The organism is Streptomyces sp. LaPpAH-108 (assembly GCF_000373625.1).
Lineage (GTDB): Bacteria > Actinomycetota > Actinomycetes > Streptomycetales > Streptomycetaceae > Streptomyces.
Genome location: NZ_KB891987.1, coordinates 49,587 through 68,424 on the forward strand (window position 1 = coordinate 49,587; position 18,838 = coordinate 68,424).

Sequence of the window (18,838 nt, forward strand, 5' to 3'; positions counted from 1 at the left end):
CACCATGTCAGGGGGAACCACGGTATGGCAGACCCTGCGAAGGACTTCTGTTCCGACCTTCTCGATCTGTCGGGGATCTCTTTGGCGGAGCTGCACTCCAGTGACGATCCCGCGTTGCGACGCGCGTTGAGCCAGGTGAGTGCCAAGGCGACCTTGGCTTTCGGGACGCTGGCCGGTGACAGCCAGAGCGAGGAGATGAGGTACGTCCGCAGGCGGCATCCGGACGAGTGCGGCCGGTGACCCCTCGGCCCCTGGACGTCCACCGGGTGTCCCTCGACTCGCTGCGCGCCATGGCGGCAGGCGACGCGAGCGAGACGGATCTCGCACTGCTGTGTTCCGCGCAGCGCAGCCAGCTCCTGCTGATCCTGCGCGCCCTCCTGGACCGCGGCGACGAGGCGGCCCGCCGCACCCGGCACCGCGGCGGCGTCCCCTCGGGCCGTACGGCCTGGCGGCTGCTGTGCGCCGCCGAGGAACAGGCCCCCGAGGCGGTGGAGGCCGTCCTGGCCGACCCCACCGTCATGGCGTGGGCCCTGCGCCTGCTCCGGCGCCTGAACGGAGCGGTCACCGGTGCGCCGTCCGCCGCCCCGCTGTGGGCCGACCTCGGCCAGTTCCACGCGCTGGCGGCGACGGCGGCCCTGCGCGCCGGGGTGCCCTGCGTCCTGCGCGTGCCCGCCCACCGCGGCCTGGTGTGGCTGCCGGGAGCCGGGATGGCGGGCCCGGTCGCCCGGCGCCGCTGGAGCGAGGCGGAGATCCGGGTGAGCGAGGAGGGAGCCGTCGTCCAGGGGGAGGACGGCCGGATCGTGCTGGATCGCCGCCTTCCCGACCCGGCGCCGCACTGGCGGCCCCTGCGGACCGTGCACGGTCTCGCGCCCGGCGGGCGGCCGGGGGAGCGACCGGCCGGGCCCTGGCTGGACACGGTCAGCCCCTACCGGGACTTCACGCGGTACCCCAGATCTCCCGCCCGCTCCGGCGACCGCCGATTACCCGCCTGGGAGGCCCGTCTCGCCGGTGCGTACGCCCTGCTGGGCCGTGAGTCCCCGGCGGACGCCGCCGCGCTGGGAGCGCTGGTACGGACGCTCGTGCCGGGCTCGCTCCGCAGGGCCGAGGGAGGCATGGTGGCCAGCGCCTCCTCCCTGGACGCCTTCGGCGCGGTCATGCTCTCCCTGCCCCACGACGTGACACAGGCCGCCTCGGTCCTCGTCCACGAAGCGCGCCACCAGCAGCTCAACGCCCTGCTCAGCATGGTGCACCTGGTCCGCGTCCCCGAGGACGGGGCCGAGGGGGCAGGCGAGGAGCGGCGCTACTACGCGCCCTGGCGCAGTGACCCCCGACCGGTCAAGGGACTGCTCCACGGAGTGTTCGCCTTCGCGGGGGTCGGCCGGTTCTGGCGGACCCACCGGAGCCACGCGACCGGGCCGGAGGCCGAGCGGGCGGACTTCGAATTCGCCGTGCTCCGGGAGCAGCTGGCGGAGGCGGTGGCCGCCCTGCTGACCGACGACAACCTCACCGAGGCGGGCCGCCTGTTCACCGAGGAGATCGCGGCCCAGGTCTCGGCCTGGCAGGACGACGAGGTCGCGGCCGTCCCCGCCGCGCTGGCCCGGCACTACTGCGCGCTGCGGCGCGCGGTGTGGCGCGCCCGGCACCTGGAGATTCCCGCCGCCGAGGCCGACCGGCTGGCCAAGGCGTGGACGGCCGGAGCCGCCGCTCCCGCCCTGCCGCCGTCCGCGCTCCACGCGCGGCCCGGTCTGATCCGCCCCGACACGTTCGGACCACTGGCCCGGATCCGCCTGTCCGCACCCGCCGACTTCGTCAGCCGACGCGCGCTGGCCGACGACAGCGGGGAGCCGCCGCTGCGCGCCGAGTGCGCCGCTGTCGCGGGGGACACGGAACAGGCCGCGCACTGGTTCGCGGAGTGGACCGCGCGCGACCCGGAGGACTTCGAGGCATGGATCGGCGCCGCGCTGGCGGCTCCGGCACCCGCCCGGGAACGGGGACCGGGCGACGCCCTGCTGCTGGGCCGCCCGGAGGCGGTGACCGGTCTCCGCCGGGCCCTCCGGGCGGCCGGAGGCCCGCTCCCCGCCCCTGCCGACCTCGCCGCATGGCTGGCAGGAGCGGGCACCGGAGACTAGAGCGAGAGCAGGTCGATGTCGCCGTTGGCCCGCAGTCCCCGCTCGGCGTCGAGGGTCGCGGGGTGGGAGGGGCCCAGCACCAGCCGGTACCGGTCCAGGGCCCGGTCGTACAGCTCGTCGCTCTCCGCTGTCCTGCGCAGTGCCTTGAGGTCGTGGCTCAGGTTGAGTTCGACGGCGAGGTTCGCCGGGTGGTCGACCCGCAGCCGTGCCGACTCCTCCTTCAGCGCCTCGTCGATGGCATGGGCCTCGTCGATGCGGCCGAGGGCGAAGTGGTCGCTGGCCAGATTCATACGGGCCAGCAGAGTGCGGGGGTGATCCGCACCGAGCACCCGGGTCAGGCCGTCGTCCGACTCCTGGTCGAGTTCCAGCGCGGCCTCGGTCTGCCCCAGCAGTCGCAAGGTCACCGCCAGGTTCATGGCGATGGCATAGCTGTGGGGATGGTCCTGGCCGTACCGCTCGCGGTGTTTCTCCAGCACTTGTTCGCTCAGGGCACGGGACTCCTGAAGCTTGCCGATCTGGCGCAGGTCGTTGGCATGGCTGGCCGCGATCAGCAGATAGTGACGGCTGTCGGTGCCCAGGAGGACGGCGATCAGCTCCAGATACTTGCTCGACAACGCGTACGCGCTCTCGTGGTCGCCCATCTTGCGCAGCGTCACACACCGGTTGCGGTTCACCAGCGCGACGAACGGGTGCTGTTCCCCGAACCTGCTGGTGACCTCGTTGGCCAGCTCCGCGTAGCCGTCATTGGCTTCCTCGTAACGGCCGACCTCCTGGAGGTCGAGCAGATAGGCCTCGCGTGTGCCCAGGGTCTGGATGTGGTCCTCGCCCAGGACCTCGATCCTGCGCTCCCAGGTGTCGTTGTCCAGCGCGAGGGCCTGTTCCGATTTACCGGCCAGGCGCAGGCTCACCGCGTAGTTGTGCGCGGCGAGCAGGGTCGCCGGGTCGTCCCTGCCGAACTCCCGTGTGCTGGCCTCGAAGACCTGCTGGTCCATCTCCCGGGCCTCGTCGAAATGCCCTCGGTTGCGGTGATGGATGGCCAGATAGCTCTGCGCCCGCAGCGTGTCCTCGTGTCCCTCGCCCAGGACCTGGCGGTAGCGGTCCACCAGCCCGGCCTGCATCTCGTAGGCCTGCTGGAGGTCGTCCCGCGTCCCCCGCTCGCGCAGGGCCTCCGCGACCTGCTGGTCGACGGCCAGGACCTCCTCGTGATCCTCGCCCAGGTCCGTGCGCCAGATCGCCGCGGCTTCCTCACCCAGACCCAGAGCCGTGGCGTGGTCGCCCCGCGCCCGCAGGAACCGCACCTCGTTCAGCACGAGCCGCCGGGTCCAGCCGTCCTTGCATTTCACGGCGTCGGACGCCCGCAGATGACTGAGCAGGGACGAATACCGGGGCCAGAAGACGGAGCGCTGTGGATTGCGCGGGTCCGCGTGCGCCAGCAACTGGTGTGCGGCGTGCCGCATCTGTTCCTGTTCCTGGGTGTTCATCTGCTCGATCAGCACGCGCTGGACCAGCCGGTGCATCAGCACCGTGTTCTGCCGATGGTCGATACGGGCCAGGGCATAGCGCCCGATCTCCCGGACCGCCCGGCCCAGTTTGACCGGGTCGTCCAGCGCGGACTGGAGTTCCGGCGGCACGGAAATACCCCGTACGGCGGAGAAGAGGTCCCATTCGATGGGTTCGGGAGCGAAGAAAGCGCAGACCTGGAGAAGCTGCAGCGCGTCCGGACGTGTCTCGCGCAATCGGCCCAGCGACACGTTCCAGGCGGCAGCGACCGACCGGTTGTAGTCATGGGGCGGATCGGACTGCATCAGCTCCGTGAAGTTGCGCTCGTACACCTCCAGATACTGCTGCACCGGCATCCCCGTCTCGGCCAGCCAGACCGCCGCCTGTTCGACCGCGAGCGGGAGGTCGCCGAGTGCCGAGGCGAGGTGGTCCACGGCTTCGTCCGGGAGGTTCTGACTGCGGCGCCGCAGCAGGGCCACGCTCTCCTCACGGGTGAAGACGTCCACTTCCAGGGAGCTGACGCTGGTGGACCAATGGGAGTTGCGAGATGTCACGATGATGCTGCCCGATCCGGCACTGGGGAAGTAATTGCGTACAGTCCTCGGATCTTCGGCGTTGTCGAACACCAGCAGCCAGTCGCCGTACGGTTCATTGCGGCGGAGGGCGTCCAGTACCGCGGGCACAGCGCTCATTTCGGAACCCACCTGCAGGCCGATCCGCTCGCCCAGTTCGATCAGCGACTGGACGATCTGACTTTCCTGCTCGGACGGGATCCACCAGATGAGCCGGTAATCGCGGCTGTGCCGGTAGACGTACTCGATGGCGATCTGGGATTTGCCCACGCCGCCCATGCCGTGCAGCGCTTCGGGCAGGACTGCCGCGACACCGCCGCGCAGCCGCTCGCGCAGCCTTTCCAGCAGGGTTTCCCGCCCCGTGAAATTCCGGTTCCGCTGGGGCACGTTCCCCCAGATGCGGGGGGAATCGGACGGCTTCGGCGGGCTGGGGGCGACAGGGGAACCGGCGGACACGGTGTGGCCTCCTTGTCGCGGCGGGGAAGGAGCGGGGGAAGCGGTGGCGGATGGCGGCCGCGCTGCCGGTGAATTCCCCGTGGGCGGTGGGGCGTTCGGTATGTCGGAGATCTGAGGTGATGCGGATTCGTAATGTAACGTGTCTTTAGGTGTGATGTCCAAATTTGACCGCATTTCCTGGGGTGATGAGTACCCCATTGGGTGTACATCTATCTGTTTGGTTGCGCCGTCGGTGGCGGCAGTGAGTTGATGGACCGGCCTGGGGCCGGTGCGTTGCAGCAGTCGTCCGAGGCTGTTCGCGCGCGCCAGAAAAGGGCCCGACACCGAGCACAGCGCCGTGTACAGATGCGCGACAAAGGGACGCGTCTGCTCGGTCATCGGCGGATCCGCGAGATCGCCCTCCGGTGCCACGAGCGCGCCCGCGCCCTCACCCCACAGCGCCTCCAGGCGGGGACCGAGATGACGCTCGATCTCGCGCAACGCCCGTACGGTCTCCGTCCGGGAGCCGAGCGCCAGCAGTTCCTCCCGCACGCCCCCCTCGAAATCGAAGGACACGTGGTGGACGTTCTCGGCATCCGCTGTACCGCCGGTGGGCCCCACCAGGCCCAGCAGCAGGATCTCGGAGAGGTTCCAGGGGCGCGCCCGGGGCAGTGACTGCTGGAGCAGCCGCATGACGGGAAGGTTGAGCGGAGCCGCCGCGAGCCGCTGGGCGAGGGCATAGGCGGCGGGCGAGGCCGTGGCACGGAAGCGCCGCACCACGGCGGCGGCCCGTTTGGCCCGCAGCTCGGCGGACGACGACCCCGGGGCACGGTCGTCGTCCGGCGTACCGCTTCGGGGCGCGGCCACGAGGTCGGCCAGCTCCGTCGTCACGGGTCCGACCGCGGCGGACCGCAGATCCCCGTCAGGGCCTGTCCACAAGGTCGCCAGTTCATGCCCCTCGCCCGCGCCCGCTCCGGCCACCAGACGCGCCCAGCGGCCCAGCGCCACGGGCCGCAGCTCGACGACCGGCACCGGGACAGCCGTCTCCCGGCCGCTGCCGCGACCGGGGTGCGGCCACGGGTCCAGGGGGTCCGGGCCGCCATGCTTCACATCGGTCTCGTACGCCAGGTTGGGGGCGGTGGCAGCGGGGGCCCGCAACTGGGCGGCGGTGACCGTGGGCAGGGTCAGGTCCCACAACTGCTGCGGGAGCAGGCTCAGTACGGCGACGGGGGAGGACCGGCCCAGCCGGTGCAGGACCGAGGCGGCGCGGCCGGTGCGCCAGGCGCTGTGACCGCCGTCGGTGACGGCCAGCAGGAGCTGCCTGCTGTCCGGCCGCACCCCGGCCGCCGTACCCGCGCCGACGTCCCAGCGCACCAGCCGTACCGTGCGGAACGCGGCCGTGCGCTCCATCAGTTCGGCGATCTGCCGTGCCGTGTGCGACCACAGGACCATGGAGGGACTGGAGTCCAGCAGCAGCACGAGATCCAGCCTGCGTTCCCGCACCGGCCGGCACACCGGTGTCCACACCCCGGTGGCCGCCACCCGTTCGGCGGTCGCCTCCTCGTCCAGCTCCTCGTCGTACGGCGAGCTGTACGTCAGCCGCAGCGGACGCAGTGACCTGCCGAGCGCGAGGGTGTCGGCCAGCTGAGGCGAGGCGGGCCATTCGGCGTGCCCCGCCCCGGTCCCCGTGTCCGCGGGGACGTCAGGGACATCGGGGAGGGTCAGCGGGCGTAACGGAGGACGCTCCGCCGCCGGGAGCGCGTCGAGCACAGGACCGGGGCCGACCGGCTGCTCCTCCTCCTGGGACACGAGCGGGGGGCGGCTGTCCTGGTCCTGGGGTGGGCCGGGGTCCGCTTCGCTCGGTGAGGCCCGGTCGGCGGCCCGGGGCCCCGCCTGCCGGGGACGCTCGCGGGGCCGCTCGCCGCGTTCCAGGGCGGCCCGCCCCGGAACGTCGAACAGCGGTACGGAGCTGTCCCGGTAGGCCGCCAGATAGAGCGCGTCCGCCAGATCGGTCCAGGCGGGCAGGGCCGGGTTCCGGTCATGCCCGGACTCCCCCTCCGGCGGTACGGACGGGGGCAGGGGCTCGGGGGATGCGGCGGTCATCCGGCCCTCGATTCCGCCCCCGCTCCGTCGAGCCGGTGCCACAACGCGTCCACGAGTTCCTCCAGCGACTCCTCGTCACCGGAGAAACGCCCTGAAGTCGCCAGGAACACAGCGTTGAGCAGCTGATCCATCGCGAGGCCGCCCCGCTCCCTGCTGTGGTGCAGGAACTGGTCGATCAGGCCCTGCGCGCGTGCGGAGCCCGAGGAACCGGAGGCGGCCTGGCGCAGATGGGCCATGACCATGTTGACGAGCTGCGGGCGGTCCGGGTCGGGCATCCGCAGGCGCAGACAGCGGCGCAGGAAGGCGGGCGGGAACTCCCGTTCACCGTTGGAGGTGATCACCACGACGGGGAACGCCCGGCACGTGACGACGCCGTCGACGATGTCGGCGCTGCGGCCCGGATCGTCGGTCATGACGGTCACCCGGGGGTGCAGCCGACGGGCCCGTACCAGCTCGGCGACCGGGAACTGGCCTTCCTCGAACACGCTCAGCAGGTCGTTGGCCAGGTCCTGGTCGCTCTTGTCCAGCTCGTCGACGAGCAGCACACGGGGGAGGTCGTACGGCAGCAACGCCGTGCCCAGCGGGCCCAGTTGGAGGTAGTCGCCGATCCCGGGCAGGCGCTCGTCGTCCGCCGTGCCCGCTGTGTCCGCCGTGTTCGCCTCGCCGGTGAGGGGGTGCCGCGTACCGCGCAGGGCCGCCGCGTCCTGGACCCGGCCGATCGCGTCGTACTCGTACAGCCCGTTGCGCAGGGTGGTGCGGCTGGTGATGTGCCAGCGCAGGACGCGGCCCAGCCGTAACTCCCGGCTGATGCGGTACGCGAGCGACGATTTGCCGGTGCCGGGACGTCCGGTGACCAGCAGGGGGCGGCGCAGGAGCAGGGCCGCGTTCACCATGTCGGCCTCGCGCCTGAGCTGGTCGGAGCCGTGGGACGACGTACCGACCCGGCCCAGCCTGCGCTCGATCTCCTCGTCGTCCGGCGGCGGTGGCGGGACGACGGGACCGCCGGTGAAACGGCGCCAGGGCGGCGGGGGCGGCAACAGCGTTCCGAGATCGGTGTCGTAAAGAGGCTTTCCCGTGCCGCGGTAGATCCACCACCGGCTGTCCGGACCGTGCTGCCCCGGCACCGCCGGGCTCATCGTGTCCTGGGGCGCGGTGCCGCTCGACCCGTTCGCCTCCCCGGCCGGACGCGTCCTTTCCGCCTCACCGTCTCCTGGAACCATGTCGCCCTACCCTCCCCCCTGCGCGGAAGACTCCGCCGCTTCTCCCGGTCCGCCCGGCAGGCGGTACGGGTCGTCCCAGAGCAATGCTGCGTGGTGACCGAGCGCAGAGGAGCCACCCTCAGCAGGATCCCCGTCTCCGGCCCCAATACGCAACGCCCTGACCGCTTCAGGTAACCGGTGAACGCCCGTGCGGGCGGCAATTTCCAGCAATTCATGCCGGAAGGCGGGGTCGATTCCGCCACGGCGGTCCCAGATGACTATGGGCACTCCCGCCCGGAGGGAGGCGTCCAGCTCGTCGGTTCCGGAGTTCATGGTTCCCCGGCTGCCCGGCGGTCCGCTCAGGACGACCATCACCGGGTGCGGATCCGCGAGCAGCCGGTCGGGGTGCTCGCCGGGAAACCAGTGGACCGGGCCCCGGCAGCCGGGCTTCAGCGTGTCCCAGCGCTTGGCCCACCGGCCGTGGGTGGCCCGGCTCTCCACCCGCTCCAGGCTGCGCAGCACGACGGGATGATCCTTGCCCAGGGTGGCCTCCGCACCGCCGAATCCCTCTTTCGCCCAGGTCTCGACCGGCAGATGCAGCAGGCTTCTGGGCAGCACGAACTCCAGGGCGAGGTCGTCCCGGCACAGATAGGCCCACCCGGTCTCGGCCTCCTGCACCAGCCACTTCACGCGTTCGGGGAGATCCGCCACGTCGATCTCCAGATCGCCGCCCTTGACGGGATACGGAGCCGGACTGCTGCCGTTGCGGTACCAGTAGGTGAGCTGCTGCATGTGCGCGCGGTCGGAATAGAACAGAGGACGGAGTCTGATCATCAGCCATGTGGCGGGGGCCCAGACGGCCTCCTTGTCGACCCCGGGTAACGACATGGGCGGTACGGCACTCACCGGGGGAGCCGATTCCCCGGTGGACCGGTCGGCCGGACGACCGCTCTCGCCTCCGGCGGCGGTGGGCAGGCGCGCGGCGCTGCCGTGGTCGAGCACCGTGCCGCCGGGATACGCCTCCGGCAGCTGCCGGTGCTCCGCCGCCCAGTCCAGCAGCTCCTGCCGCTGACGTCCCTCGGCATACCGCGCCAGCCGCTCCACCAGCACCACACAAGGCAACGCCCGCCCCGGCCGGGCGTTCAGCGTCGCCGCGTGCAGCACCGCGGACCACGGTTCCGCGCAATGGGCCGGGAGGGGGTCGGGGCGGTCGCCGAGGGCTTCGTGGAAGACGCCCGCGATGTCGAGGACTTCGAGGCCGCCGAGGAGGGTCATCAGGCGTTCCCAGGTGGGGGCCGGGAAGAGGGGGACCTCGGCGAGGGCGATGGCCGTGCGCAGGCGGGCCATGTCGCGGGTCTCGCCCTCCAGCATCGAGACCACACCGCCCAGCACCCGCAGCCCGTCCGGGTGGGCCATCACCTCGCGGAGCAGGAACATCAGGGCGATACGGCGGCGGCTGGTGTCGGGCAGCACGATCCTGATCCGCAGCGCCCGCCCCACCTGACGCGCGCACTCGTGCAGCAGCACCGGTTCCTCGAAGCACGGGACGGCGTCCAGCGCGTCGAGCAGCACCTTGGGCGGACCCCAGGACTCCGGAGCGAGCGTCACGAGGATGCGCCTCCCGGGAGCGCCGGCCACAGCCTCTCCAGAAGGTCCAGCGCGGCCCGCCCGGCCCGGGACTCACCGTCGAGCAGCCGTACGGCGTCGACCAGGGCGCGCCGCCCGTCCGGATGCTCGGCGCACGCCTGGACGAGGAAGAACACCTGAAGCCGGGGGCGCGGGTGCGTCCGTACGGCACGACGGATACGGGGCGGCAACAGCCCCCGCAACGCGGCACCACCGTCGTCCTCGACCGGGGGGACGTTCAGGAGAGCGTCGGCGAGGGCGAACTGGTCGCGGTCGGAGGGGGGTGGCGGGGGCGCGGGGGGTGATTCCGGCCTTGGCCGTGACACCGCTTCCGTGAACGCTTCCGTCCCGCCCAGTTCCGGCCACTCCCGTGCCGCCGCCTCCAGGGGAAGCATCCATGCCGCCCGGGCCTGTTGATCGGTGTACGCGGCGGTGACCATTCCCACGATCCGGTCGGTGGCCGTGTCCCACACCCCCGCGCCGCTGAACCCGGGGCCGACGCGGGGGCCGCCGATGCCGATGCCCTCCAGCTGGACCCAGTCGCGGTGCGGGCCGCCCCGGCCGACCAGCCGGGCCCGGGCCCACAGTCCGTCGGGCGCGCCCGTGGGATGGCCGTACAACCGGACCTCGCGCCGGTCCGGTTCGCCGCAGGGTCCGATCCGCGCCACCGCCGTATCGCCGGGCGGCGCCCCGGATAGGCGCAGGACGGCGAGGTCGCCGCCGGATCCCCCGGCCAGCGGGCCGGGGAACCAGGCGTCCGGTACGACGGTGGCCTCGACGGGCGTGCCCCCTGGCAGCCCCGGCACGTCGATCAGGACGACCCCCTCGGGTGCGATCCCGGCTCCGACTCTGGCCCCGACTCCGACTCCAGCCCCGGCCTCGGCCCTGGGCCCCTCACCTCCGGGCCTCCGACCCCCGGGCCCCTCACCTCCGGGCCTCCGACCCCCGGGCCCCTCGCTTCCGGGTTCCCGACCTCCGAGCTCCCCACCCTCGGGCCCCCGACCCCCAGGCCCCCGATCTCCGGGCTCGCGACTCCCGGGCCCCTGACTCCCAGGCCCTCGATCTCCGGGCTCGCGCCCCGCAGGCCCCCGACCCCCGGGCCCCCAGCCTCCGGCCCCCCGCCCGAGCGCCGAGGTCACCACATGCGCGCAGGTCAGCACCACATCCGGTCGTATCAGAATGCCCGCGCCCCGTACGGCCCCGTGCGGCGACAGGACGCGCACTCTGCCTAAGGCCACCGCCCCCGCGGCATCCCCCTTCGCCACTGACCTGCCCCTTCCCCCGCATGGCACCGCCGATGGACGGCCCCACGAATGAACCAGCGTACGAAGCGCACGCGCTCCGCACACGGGCTGTGCGTATCCCGGAGCTTTACCGGATGCGGCACCGGCGAATCATCGGTACACGCAGACGGCGTGCCGGGGGCGCACGCGCCGCGTCGCGGCCGGATCACTCGCCCCGCCCCTGGTCCCACCGGAACCGCCGTACCGCCACCCCCGCCCCCGCGATCCCCCACAGCGCCAGCACCCCGAGGTCGCCCCAGGGGAAGCTCGCGGAGCCGGAGGCGAAGGCGTGCAGGAGGGCGTCGTTGAAGGGTTTCACCGGGAGGGCGGCGGCGAGGGAGTTCAGCGCGGAGGAGTGGATGGGCATGTAGGTGCCGGAGATGAACACCAGGGGGAACAGGACGAGTTGGACCACCGCGGGGGCCGCTTCCGCGTTGCGGATCAGGGCGGCGACCGCGACGCCGAGGGCGCAGAAGGCGGCGGCGCCGAGAAGGAGGGCGGCGACGAGGGCGGGCCAGTGGGAGAGGGCGGGGAGCGGGACGCCGTACAGGGTGCCGACGGCCGTGATGAGCAGGACGTCGACCAGGCTCACCAGGACGCAGTGGGCCAGCAGTCCGACGAAGTACACCGACGCGGGCAGGGGAGTGGCGCGGACCCGCTTCAGTACTCCGCTCTGGCGGCGGGTGGCGAGGACGATCGCCAACTGGCTGTAGCAGGAGCTGAGTACGGACAGTGCGGCGATGGTGGCGACGTAGTACTGGAGCGCGGAGCGGCCGTAGTAGAAGTCGGTCGCGCCGATGCCGCCGAACAGGCCGCCGAAGACCGCCATCACCACGACCGGGAAGACGAACGTGAAGAACGCGCTCTGCGGATTGCGCCAGAACGACAGCTGCTCGTAAAGGATTTGATGCCGGAGGAGCCGAAGGCCGCGTCCGGTGGGCACGCTCATCGGGTGCTCTCTTCCGGGGTGACCTCGTGGGGTGCCGTGAGGCGCAGATAGACCTCTTCCAGGGTGGGCCGGTCCACCGTCAGGCCGTTGAGGACGGTGTCGCGGCGCAGGGCCCAGCCGGTCAGGAGGTGCAGCGTCGCGGTCGGCTCGGTGGACTCGACGGTGAGCAGGCCGTCTTCACCGATCACGGCGTCAACGGGCAGGTCTGCTACGGCGGTTCCGGCGGGCGGCGCGAAACGGATGCGGGTCGTCGCGGTGTCACGGCCGCCGAGGGTCGCGGGCGTGCCCTCGGCCACGATGCGGCCGTCCGCGATCACCGCCACCCGGTCGGCCAACTGCTGTGCCTCTTCCATGTAATGGGTGGTGAGGAGGATGGTGGTGCCCGTCGCGCGCAGCTCCCGGATCAACTGCCAGGCGTTGCGGCGGGCGTTGGGATCGAACCCGGTGGTCGGCTCGTCCAGGAAGAGCAGCGCGGGGTCGCCGATCACGCCCAACGCGAGGTCCAGGCGCCGCCGTTGACCGCCGGACAGCGCCCGTACCTTCTGCTTCTCCAGACCGCCGAGGCCGACCAGGCCGATCACCTCGTCGGTGTCGCGCGGCGCGGGGTAGTAGCCCGCGTTGCGGGCGACGGTCTCGCGGACGGTGAGATACGGCTCGACCGCCACGTCCTGCAACACCAGCCCGATCCGCTCCCGCAGCGCCCGCCCGGTCGCCCTCTCCCCCGGATCGAGCCCGAGCACTTCGGCCCGCCCCGCGTCCCGGTCCCGGAAGCCCTCCAGGATCTCCATGGTGGTCGTCTTGCCCGCCCCGTTCCGTCCGAGCAGCGCGAAGATCTCCCCATGCGCCACGCGGAAGTCCACCCCGCGCACGGCGTGGACGTCCCCGTACCGCTTGTGCAGCCCCGCCACCACGACCGCCTCGCTCATCCCCGCACACACCGCACCTCCAGCGTCAGGCCGAGCCGCCGCCCGGCCATCCCCGGCGAGGCGGTCACCCCGAACTCGGTGCGGTCGACCTGGAGGGTGGCCCGCACGGTGAAGGCGTCCGCGAGCACGTCGAGCCGTACGACCGACAGCCGCACCGGCCGGGAGACCCCGTGCGCGGTCAGCGTGCCGGAGACCGAGTCCGCCGCCACCTCCTCGGAGACGAACGTGATCAGCGGGTACGTGCCGGTGTCCAGGAACCTCGCCGACCGTACGGCGGTGTCCCGCTGCGCGTTGCCGGTGCGGAAGCTCGCCGCGTCGGCCTCCGCGCGGATCCGCGAGCCGGAGAGCGGGTCCGCCACGTCGACGGTGCCGCCGCGCAGCGCGAACGTGCCGCGCACCGGCAGCAGTCCGAAGACGTGCGTGGTCCTGAAGGAGAGCGTCGAGCCGTCCGGGTCGATCGTGTAGCGGCCCGGGTGGGGCGTCTGGAGGGTCGTCGGAGTGGTGCCGCCTGTCGCGTCCATGCCCCCATTGCACGACGCGGGCGGGCGGTGCGGAAGGGCGAACGGTCCTATGGGAGACCTGCGTTGGAGTTCACGGCACCCGACTTTCGTAGGGTCCGCGACCGCCGGAAGTCCCCGATCCCGCCGACCGGGACCACCCCGCGCCCCCGGTGTCCTACGGTGGCCCGCATGACCGAGGGACCATGGCACTGCCGGCACCGGCTCGCCGTGGACGTGGCGATCGCGGCCGTCTTCGTCCTGCTCGACACCGGCCTCACCCTGGCCGGGGCCACCTGGTGGCCCGACCGTCCGGGCCCGCTCGCCTGGACCCTGCTCGGCGCCCAGGCCCTCGCGTGCGCCTCGCTCGCCGTGCGCCGTACCGTCCCGCTGACCGTCGTCGCCGTACTCGGCGCGTTCACGCTCGCCGTGTCGCTGCTGGTCTTCCCTGCCGGACTGCTGACGCCCCGTCATCCCGGCGGCATCTGGGCGCCCTTCGCCACGCTCCCGGCGGCGTACGGCCCGCTGTTCTACCGGCGCGAGCAGTGCGGCAGCCGCAACCGCCGTACCGCGTACGCCGTGCTCGCCGCCCTCACCCTCGTCGTCATGCGGCCCTGGGAGCCGTCCCTGACCACCCTGACGATCGGGCTGCTGCGCACGGCGGTCGGACCGCTCCTCGCGCTGTACTTCGACGCCCGCCGCCGCCTGCTGCGCGCCCTCGTGGAGCGGGCCGAACGCGCCGAGCGGGAAAGGCACTTGCTCGCCGAGCGGGCCCGCGCCGCCGAACGCGCCCGGCTCGCCGGGGAGATGCACGACGTGGTCACCCACCGGGTCAGCCTGATGGTGCTCCAGGCGGGTGCCCTGAAGGTGACGGCACCGGACGAGGAGACCCGGCGGGCGGCGGAGGAGCTGCGCGCCGCGGGCTGCCAGGCGCTGGAGGAACTGCGCGACCTGGTCGGCATTCTGCGCGCCGCGCCGGAGGGCGACCGGACCCCGTCGGTGGCGGGCTTCGCCGCGCTGGTGGCCGAGTCCGTGGCGGTCGGCATACCGACCGAGCTGATCGAGGAGGGCGACCCGGCGCTGGCCTCCCCGGTGGTCGGACGCACCGCCTACCGGGTGCTGCGCGAGGCCCTGACCAACGTACGCAAGCACGCGCCCGGGGCCAGGGTGCGGGTGAGCGTGGCGTACGACAGCGCGCGGGTACGGCTCACCGTCCACAACACCGCGCCCACCGGCGCCCCGGCCGCGGCCCTCGCCGGTACCGGCTCCGGCCTCGGGATCGCGCGCCTGCGGCAGCGCATCGAGCTGGTGCGGGGCACCCTGCGTGCCGGACCCTGTTCCGACGGAGGGTTTTGTGTCGAGGCGACGCTGCCCGCGTTCGTCCCGACCGCCGAAGTGGAGGCATGAGCATGATCCGGGTCGTGGTGGTGGACGACGAGCCCATGGTCTGCGGATTCCTGCGGACCATCCTCGGCTCGGCCCCGGACATCGAGGTCGTCGACGAGGCCCACGACGGCGCGGCGGGCCTCGACGCGGTCCGGCGCGGGCGCCCGGACGTCGTCCTCATGGACCTGCGGATGCCCGGCATGGACGGCCTGACCGCGATCGAACACCTCGGCCGGCTGCCCGACCCGCCGCACACCCTGGTCCTGACCACCTTCGACGCCGACCAGTACGTCCTGCGCGCGCTGCGCGCCGGAGCGACCGGCTTCCTGGTGAAGTCCACCCCGCCCGAGGAGCTGATCGGCCTCGTACGGACCGCCGCCCAGGGCCACACCGTCCTGTCCCCCTCGGCCGCCCGCCGCCTGGTGGCCGCCTCCACCGACCGCCTCTCCGCCCACGACCGCGCCCGCGACCTGGTCGCCACCCTGACCGAACGCGAACTCCAGGTCCTCACCGGCCTCGGCGAGGGCCTCTCCAACGCCCACATCGCCACCCGGCTCCACCTCTCCGAAGCCACGATCAAGGGCTACGTCTCCCGCACCCTGGAAAAACTGGACTGCACGAACCGGACCCAGGCGGGGTTGCTGGCGCATGACGCGGGCCTGACGGACTGACCTACCGACCGACCGTCAGGGCCAGACCAGGCAGTAGGGCTGATGCCCGGCTTCGTGGATGCAGTGGGAGGAGCGTCGCCCTTCGTGCAGCGATTGAGGGCGGCAGGTTGACCTGGTGTTTCTTGGCGAATGGGCGTGGAGCTGGGGAAACTTGTCTCTGTAGTTCTTACCGGCCCTGATGATCGCTGGTCTCGTGACCTGTGCTGCTGCCCCACTAGCTCCCGCTGCGTGCCGACGATCTGCGCGCTCCCGGAACCTGGAACGGCCCAGCCCTCTTCCCGGGCGTGAAGCAACCTCAGCGATCGCCCCTGGCTTAGGGCTTGTATTGGTACTAGCCTTGCTTCTCATCAACCCGGCCTAACTTCAGGAGCGATCGATCGAATGCGCGTGCTGTACGGCCGGGAAAAGCCTATCCGAACGCTAATCGACCCCAGCATCCCAGTGGTCGTGGTCACCGGAGACAGTGGTGTCGGGAAGAGTACCGTCCTTTCAGCCTGCCGAGACTCGGTACAAGAGAGCCATCTTGCGTCTGTAAATATCACTCGATTGCCCCACCGGACCGGCGGCCTGCAAGTGTCGATCTTCAATCAGTTGATGCTTATTGCTACTCAATTGATCCGCGAGCAGAAGTCCGCAACCCAGTTCGCTCAAAAGGTCGCGAATCGAGCCCGCGCCGTCATCGGACCTCGACGGAAAGACTTTGCACTAGCTGTAGCTAAAGAGCTTCTCAATGTCGTCAAGGAGCGAGTAGGTAGCGATACAGGGCAAGCAATGGGTGAGTTCTTTGCCGACATCTCGGCAGACAATAGCGAGTCGATGCTCGAAAGGTTGCATACTCAGGTTGACGCTGACGCCCTGCAAGCCCTAGTCGATATCGCCGACGAGGTCGCTTCGGCGAGCGAGGCATCACCTCTGTACCTTTTCTTCGAGAATGCTCAAAACCTCTCAGACGAGGATTTGCGGCAGCTGGCAGACCTCCCGTCTATGTTGCCTGAAAGGGTAGTCCTGCGTCTGGAGCACATGGACTCTAAAGATGATCACCGACGCAGGATTCGGCTGATGGTTTCTGCAGGCATCGTTGAGGCTCCTTTGCGTGGACTCGGCGAGGAAGTAGTGCAATTTTGGTGCCAAACGCAGAATATCCCTGAAGCACTTCACAAGCGTATCCATCGTTCCACTAACGGCTACCCTCTATTTGTGGATGATGCAATCAGTCAGGTTAAGGCAAATCGTAGGCTCGGCAACATCTCGCCCAATGAAAACTTCCGCGCGAGCACAATCGACGGTCTGAACGATCTAGATCCTGAGGCTGCGTCTGCAGCGCGTCGATTGTCGGCTTTCATTGATCCGCCGCAACGAGAGCATATTACGGATATTCTGGGTGAGGGGATGACCCTAGCTCGATGGGAAGGCGTGGAAGCCCGACTTGAGCGCGCTAGGATTTTCACAACGAGCGCCGACGGTATCCCCTGGTTTCACGAACTACGCCGACGTTGTATCTGGGAGAGCCTTTCTTCAGCGTTTCGGAGGGAAGTAGCAGATCGAGCGGTCTCCTTTATTGCGGATTCTTTCGAGGAAACACGCAACCCCGAGTTGCTCATCAATCTTGCGCTCGTGGCCTCTGATAGTAGCGAGGTGAGAAATGATCCGCGAGCCCGGCATATCGTAGACGCAACGCTTGACGAGGTGGCGCTACTTAGCGCTCTTCTAGAAATCGCCGAAGTTGATAATCGGAGCCCTAACCCGGAAATACCGACAGCACTTGGTGACTCGGTATTTGACTACTGCCGACTTGTATTCATGGCTGAGGTTGACGCTCTCAGCGCGCTAGAGAACCTTAATTCGGCAGAAATCGTCTTTGTTTCCGCAGATGATAATGCATCTGTCTTGATTCCTCGTCTTAGCAGGCTCGCATTCATACTAGCTCTTGGCAGGGCGGGGGTAGAACTCCCCCGTTTCCCAATTCCTGCGATCGCTTCGACAATTTTCGGAACCGCCTTCTCCCCGCGCCTGCTCGACTTCGTGACGTGCTCTTACGGGATCGGATATCCGCGATTGAGGAAAGTCGTTGAGGATGGGGTCAAGGCTCATAAGATTCAAGCACAGCAACAGTCCTCTGGCCGTAGCGTGCATTCCGTTTTCCTGCGAGGTTCGATCGAACAGCAACCGTTCTATGCTTATTCGACTTTCTCTGATGCCGAGACAGCCGCGCGTAGTTTCGCAGATCTCCGGGGTGCAGCTGGTCGGCATTGGGGCGTAAGTGTCGATATTGATCAACTATTTCAGTTGCCGACGGTAAGGATCCGAGACAGGCGTTTCACGAACGCCCTTGAAAGAATCAAGTTCACGCCTCATCCCGAATCTTCTTTCATGAAGGAGGTGAGTAAGAAAGCCGCCCTTTTGCGGTATGTGCGCGCTAGCTGTAGCGGCATCGAAAGGGCGGTACTAGACCTTGAAGAAACGACTAGCTATTTCGTTTTGGAAAAAGGGCGAGACGCCGTGGTCGTTGAAGTTACCGGTGGTGGCGACGGTGTTAAGAAGCTAGATGGATTGGTTCCAGATGATTACAGATTTGCGGGGCCGTACAGATGGGCTGATCTGAGGAAGATGCTCAATCTTGGAATTGGGGAGAAGGTAGGAAGAATAACGTTCAGTACGGCAGGCGCAACTCGTTATGAACCAAAAAATATCCTTGATGCACTGTCAAGTAAAGCACGCCAGTTCAATAAGAGTCAGCCATTCCTTAATGTCAGTACGTCGAGCTCTGCGCTTCAAGCTGCCTTGAGTGCCTCGCTGCGGGATACGTACCATGATGCTCAAGCGCTATGTGCTGTCTTGAGTCAGTATGGTGACGTGAGCCTAATGCCCAGAAAAACCCTTCTGGTGATCTACATTCACGGCGAGGAAGGAAAATATTTCAGTTGGGGGAATTCAAGGGCTGTCTATCTTAGGTTTCCAACCCCCGGCGCGGCTCATGACACTATCAAAGTGAAAGTAATCGAATGCGAAAGCATCGATTCTCGTGCAGAAGATTTTAATTCACATTTCGCTGAAGATCTCAGAGAAGCCCCTCATTCGCTCGATGTGGACAGAATTACAGGCTCGGCGGTTACTAGCTTCTGGCTTCGTCGAGAACTCGGTTACGAGGATTCTGTAACATTTCTTCCCTTGGAGGGAGTCTCTGAGGAGTAACTGCGTAGCGCTGGTATCGGGCATGCAGCAACTTGTGCATCGCGCTTGCGCTTGATGCATTATATTCTTCGACCCACCCCCATGCTTATTGTCTAAGTCAAAGAAAATAGGGGCGGTCTGCTACTCGAGGCGAATCGTGCGATCATCGAGGCCGCAGCCTATACTGCACGCCTGTGCTACCACGTACTCGACTCCCGCCATTACCCATCCCAACTCAGTGCTGACCTCACAGCAGGCAGCATCGGGCACCGTAGTCCGGGCCGTTGATCCTCCGGATTCCTAGGACGCGTGCAAACGAGTTGCTGCGTGATTTCAGCCGACCCGGAGGCGAGTCGGCGTTGGACCGCCTACTGGTTGCGACGGGGGAGAG

The 18,838-nt window shown here is 69.1% G+C and carries 12 protein-coding genes; 5 read left to right on the top strand and 7 right to left on the bottom strand.

Going from position 1 to position 18,838, the window contains the following annotated elements; genetic code table 11:
- The first annotated feature begins 24 nt into the window (after nucleotides 1–24).
- On the top strand, nucleotides 25–240 hold the full coding sequence (locus B079_RS0100255) for a hypothetical protein (protein ID WP_018543765.1): 216 nt from the start codon (nucleotides 25–27) through the stop codon (nucleotides 238–240).
- Nucleotides 237–2,129: an aKG-HExxH-type peptide beta-hydroxylase gene (locus B079_RS0100260; protein ID WP_158684928.1), complete on the top strand. Its 1,893-nt coding sequence runs from the start codon at nucleotides 237–239 to the stop codon at nucleotides 2,127–2,129. Before B079_RS0100255 ends, B079_RS0100260 begins: the two co-directional genes overlap by 4 nt.
- Here B079_RS0100260 and fxsT read toward each other — a convergent pair.
- The 7 genes from fxsT to B079_RS0100295 form a co-directional block, all read right to left on the bottom strand.
- Nucleotides 2,126–6,739 carry an FxSxx-COOH system tetratricopeptide repeat protein gene (fxsT, locus tag B079_RS0100265; protein ID WP_018543767.1) on the bottom strand — a complete coding sequence of 1,538 codons (4,614 nt, stop codon included), beginning with the start codon at nucleotides 6,737–6,739 and terminating at the stop codon, nucleotides 2,126–2,128. The two genes, B079_RS0100260 and fxsT, sit on opposite strands and share 4 nt — an antisense overlap.
- Nucleotides 6,736–7,875: an AAA family ATPase gene (locus tag B079_RS0100270; RefSeq protein ID WP_018543768.1), complete on the bottom strand. Its 1,140-nt coding sequence runs from the start codon at nucleotides 7,873–7,875 to the stop codon at nucleotides 6,736–6,738. The genes fxsT and B079_RS0100270 overlap by 4 nt, the downstream gene beginning before the upstream one ends.
- Nucleotides 7,876–7,965: 90 nt before the next feature.
- Complete coding sequence (locus B079_RS31075; protein ID WP_158684929.1) at nucleotides 7,966–9,546, bottom strand: effector-associated domain 2-containing protein; 1,581 nt, start codon at nucleotides 9,544–9,546, stop codon at nucleotides 7,966–7,968.
- The gene (locus B079_RS31080; RefSeq protein ID WP_018543770.1) at nucleotides 9,543–10,370 is read right to left on the bottom strand and encodes an effector-associated domain 2-containing protein; all 828 of its coding nucleotides are present in this window, start codon (nucleotides 10,368–10,370) and stop codon (nucleotides 9,543–9,545) included. Before B079_RS31080 ends, B079_RS31075 begins: the two co-directional genes overlap by 4 nt.
- Before the next feature lie 643 nt (nucleotides 10,371–11,013).
- Nucleotides 11,014–11,796 (bottom strand): ABC transporter permease, encoded by a 783-nt coding sequence (locus B079_RS0100285; RefSeq protein WP_018543771.1) that lies wholly within the window; start codon nucleotides 11,794–11,796, stop codon nucleotides 11,014–11,016.
- Complete coding sequence (locus tag B079_RS0100290; RefSeq protein WP_018543772.1) at nucleotides 11,793–12,722, bottom strand: ABC transporter ATP-binding protein; 930 nt, start codon at nucleotides 12,720–12,722, stop codon at nucleotides 11,793–11,795. The genes B079_RS0100285 and B079_RS0100290 overlap by 4 nt, the downstream gene beginning before the upstream one ends.
- Nucleotides 12,719–13,243: a YceI family protein gene (locus B079_RS0100295; protein ID WP_018543773.1), complete on the bottom strand. Its 525-nt coding sequence runs from the start codon at nucleotides 13,241–13,243 to the stop codon at nucleotides 12,719–12,721. The genes B079_RS0100290 and B079_RS0100295 overlap by 4 nt, the downstream gene beginning before the upstream one ends.
- 168 nt (nucleotides 13,244–13,411) lie before the next feature.
- On the opposite strand from B079_RS0100295, the gene B079_RS0100300 reads away from it, so the two are divergent.
- The 3 genes from B079_RS0100300 to B079_RS33480 all read left to right on the top strand — a co-directional run bounded on the left by B079_RS0100300 (nucleotide 13,412) and on the right by B079_RS33480 (nucleotide 18,468).
- Nucleotides 13,412–14,626, top strand: coding sequence for a sensor histidine kinase (locus B079_RS0100300; RefSeq protein ID WP_018543774.1), 1,215 nt, complete (start codon nucleotides 13,412–13,414; stop codon nucleotides 14,624–14,626).
- 2 nt (nucleotides 14,627–14,628) lie between these two features.
- On the top strand, nucleotides 14,629–15,276 hold the full coding sequence (locus B079_RS0100305) for a response regulator transcription factor (protein ID WP_018543775.1): 648 nt from the start codon (nucleotides 14,629–14,631) through the stop codon (nucleotides 15,274–15,276).
- Nucleotides 15,277–15,657: 381 nt separating this feature from the next.
- Nucleotides 15,658–18,468 carry an ATP-binding protein gene (locus tag B079_RS33480; RefSeq protein WP_078495845.1) on the top strand — a complete coding sequence of 937 codons (2,811 nt, stop codon included), beginning with the start codon at nucleotides 15,658–15,660 and terminating at the stop codon, nucleotides 18,466–18,468.
- Nucleotides 18,469–18,838: the final 370 nt, after the last annotated feature.